Below are 3,271 nucleotides of genomic sequence, written 5' to 3'. Positions count from 1 at the left end.
GCCGGCTTGCCGGCGATAGCGGCCGTACAAGGAACCCGAAACCAGAAGGAACACCCCATGACCAGCACCCCCCACACCGATGTGGTCCAACGCCAGTTCGGCGAGCAGGCCAGTGCCTACCTCAGCAGCGCCGTGCACGCCCAGGGCCGCGAATTCGCCCTGCTGCAGGCCGAGCTGGCAGGGCAGGGCAGCGCCCGCGTGCTGGACCTGGGCTGTGGTGCCGGTCACGTCAGCTTCCACGTCGCACCGCTGGTTGCCGAAGTGGTCGCCTACGACCTGTCGCAAGCGATGCTCGACGTGGTCGCCAGCGCCGCTGCCGAGCGTGGCCTGGGCAACATTCGCACCGAGCGTGGCGCCGCCGAACGCCTGCCGTTCGCCGACGCTTCGTTCGATTTCGTTTTCAGCCGCTACTCGGCGCACCACTGGAGCGACCTGGGCCTGGCCCTGCGCGAGGTGCGTCGGGTGCTCAAGCCGGGTGGCGTGGCGGCGTTCATCGACGTGATGTCGCCGGGCAGCCCGTTGCTCGACACGTACCTGCAGACCGTTGAAGTGCTGCGCGATACCAGCCACGTACGCGATTACTCTGCCGCCGAGTGGCAGCGTCAGGTCAGCGAGGCGGGCCTGCATGTGCGCAGTCACACCCGCCAGCCGTTGCGCCTGGAATTCACCAGCTGGGTCGAGCGCATGCGCACCCCTGAACCCATGCGCACGGCCATCCGCCAGTTGCAGCAGGCCATGGGCGAGGAAGTGCGCCAGTATTACCAGATCGAAGACGATGGCTCGTTCAGCACCGATGTGCTGGTGTTGTGGGCCGAGCGCTGAGTATATTTCGGCGTGGCCAGCAGGGCCGCGCCGCTTGAATGGATAGAGGAAAGCATGAGCAAGCAGATTCTGATTCTCCCAGGTGATGGCATTGGCCCGGAAATCATGGCCGAAGCGGTCAAGGTGCTGGAGCTGGCCAACGACAAGTTCCAGCTCGGCTTCAGCCTCGATCACGACGTGATCGGCGGCGCTGCCATCGACAAGCACGGCGTGCCCCTGGCCGACGAAACCCTGGAGCGTGCGCGCAAGGCCGATGCCGTGCTGCTGGGCGCCGTCGGTGGCCCGAAATGGGACAAGATCGAGCGTGACATCCGTCCGGAACGCGGTCTGCTGAAGATCCGTTCGCAACTGGGCCTTTTCGCCAACCTGCGCCCGGCCATCCTTTACCCGCAACTGGCCGATGCCTCCTCGCTGAAGCCGGAAATCGTCTCGGGCCTGGATATCCTCATCGTCCGCGAGCTGACCGGCGGCATCTACTTCGGTGCGCCACGCGGCCAGCGTGAACTCGAAGGTGGCGAGCGCCAGGCTTACGACACCCTGCCTTACAGCGAAAGCGAAGTGCGCCGCATCGCCCGTGTCGGCTTCGACATGGCCCGTGTGCGCGGCAAGAAGCTGTGCTCGGTGGACAAGGCCAACGTGCTCGCTTCCAGCCAGCTGTGGCGTGAAGTGGTCGAAGACGTGGCCAAGGACTACCCGGACGTCGAGCTCAGCCACATGTACGTCGACAACGCCGCCATGCAGCTGGTGCGCGCACCCAAGCAGTTCGACGTGGTGGTGACCGACAACATGTTCGGTGACATTCTGTCGGATGAGGCTTCCATGCTCACCGGTTCCATCGGCATGCTGCCTTCGGCGTCGCTGGATGCCAACAACAAGGGCATGTACGAGCCTTGCCACGGTTCGGCGCCGGACATCGCCGGACAGGGTATCGCCAACCCGTTGGCGACCATTCTGTCGGTGTCGATGATGCTGCGTTACAGCTTCAACCAGCACGCCGCGGCCGAAGCCATCGAGCAGGCCGTGAGCCTGGTGCTGGATCAGGGCCTGCGCACCGGTGACATCTGGTCGGCAGGCTGCAATAAAGTTGGCACGCAGGAAATGGGCGACGCAGTAGTCGCAGCGCTGCGGAATCTGTAATCTCTCTGGCCCGCCACCGTTTTTGGTCGGTGGCGGCCCACTTTTAGCAAAGGTGTAGTTGCGATGAAACGTGTAGGTCTGATCGGTTGGCGCGGTATGGTCGGTTCCGTGCTCATGCAGCGGATGCTGGAGGAGCAGGACTTCGACCTTATCGAGCCGGTGTTCTTCACCACCTCCAATGTCGGTGGCCAGGGTCCGAACGTGGGCAAGGATATTGCTCCGCTCAAGGACGCTTATTCGATCGAAGAGCTCAAGACCCTCGACGTGATCCTGACCTGTCAGGGCGGCGACTACACCAACGAGGTCTTCCCCAAGCTGCGTGAAGCGGGCTGGCAGGGTTACTGGATCGACGCCGCCTCGTCGCTGCGCATGCAGGATGACGCGGTGATCGTGCTGGACCCGGTCAACCGCAAGGTGATCGACCAGCAGCTCGATGCCGGTACCAAGAACTACATCGGCGGCAACTGCACCGTCAGCCTGATGCTGATGGGCCTGGGTGGCCTGTTCGAAGCGGGCCTGGTCGAGTGGATGAGCGCCATGACCTACCAGGCGGCATCCGGTGCCGGCGCGCAGAACATGCGCGAGCTGATCAAGCAGATGGGCGGCATCCACGCCGCTGTCGCCGATGACCTGGCCAACCCGGCCAGCGCCATCCTCGACATCGACCGCAAGGTTGCCGAAGCCATGCGTGGCGAAGCGTTCCCGACCGAGAACTTCGGCGTGCCGCTGGCCGGCAGCCTGATTCCGTGGATCGACAAGGAACTGCCGAACGGGCAGAGCCGTGAAGAGTGGAAGGCCCAGGCCGAGACCAACAAGATCCTCGGTCGCTTCAAGAGCCCGATCCCGGTCGATGGCATCTGCGTGCGCATCGGTGCCATGCGCTGCCACAGCCAGGCGCTGACCATCAAGCTGAACAAGGATGTGCCACTGGCCGATATCGAAGGCATGATCAGCCAGCACAACCCTTGGGTGAAGCTGGTGCCGAACCAGCGCGAGATCAGCATGCAGGAGCTGGCCCCGACCAAGGTGACCGGTACCCTGAATATCCCGGTGGGTCGTCTGCGCAAGCTGAACATGGGCTCCCAGTACCTGGGCGCGTTCACCGTTGGCGACCAGCTGCTGTGGGGTGCTGCCGAGCCGCTGCGCCGTATGCTGCGGATTCTGCTGGAGCGTTGATCGTTCTGGTTTGACCGAAAAACCCGCGCTGGTGACAGTGCGGGTTTTTTTATTCTTTGCTCTTGCTCTTGCTCTTGCTCTTGCTCTTGCTTCTAAGTACGCGGTAGTTCAGGCGCCGCCAATTGCGACTTCAGGA

Annotated in this window: 3 protein-coding genes; all 3 read left to right on the top strand. The window is 63.5% G+C overall.

The features are described from left to right. Positions 1-57 precede the first annotated feature (57 nt). The 3 genes from PMI38_RS26105 to asd all read left to right on the top strand — a co-directional run bounded on the left by PMI38_RS26105 (position 58) and on the right by asd (position 3,135). Positions 58-822: a class I SAM-dependent methyltransferase gene (locus PMI38_RS26105; RefSeq protein ID WP_008101214.1), complete on the top strand. Its 765-nt coding sequence runs from the start codon at positions 58-60 to the stop codon at positions 820-822. Between the two features lie 54 nt (positions 823-876). Then, positions 877-1,959, top strand: a complete 1,083-nt coding sequence (leuB, locus tag PMI38_RS26100; protein ID WP_008101212.1) for a 3-isopropylmalate dehydrogenase — start codon at positions 877-879, stop codon at positions 1,957-1,959. 63 nt (positions 1,960-2,022) lie between these two features. Continuing rightward, positions 2,023-3,135, top strand: coding sequence for an aspartate-semialdehyde dehydrogenase (gene asd / locus PMI38_RS26095; protein ID WP_008101210.1), 1,113 nt, complete (start codon positions 2,023-2,025; stop codon positions 3,133-3,135). Positions 3,136-3,271 lie beyond the last annotated feature (136 nt).

This window comes from Pseudomonas sp. GM84 (assembly GCF_000282535.1).
Lineage (GTDB): Bacteria > Pseudomonadota > Gammaproteobacteria > Pseudomonadales > Pseudomonadaceae > Aquipseudomonas.
Note: the sequence above shows the minus strand (reverse complement) of the source record. Positions and strands in the feature narration are given on the sequence as shown.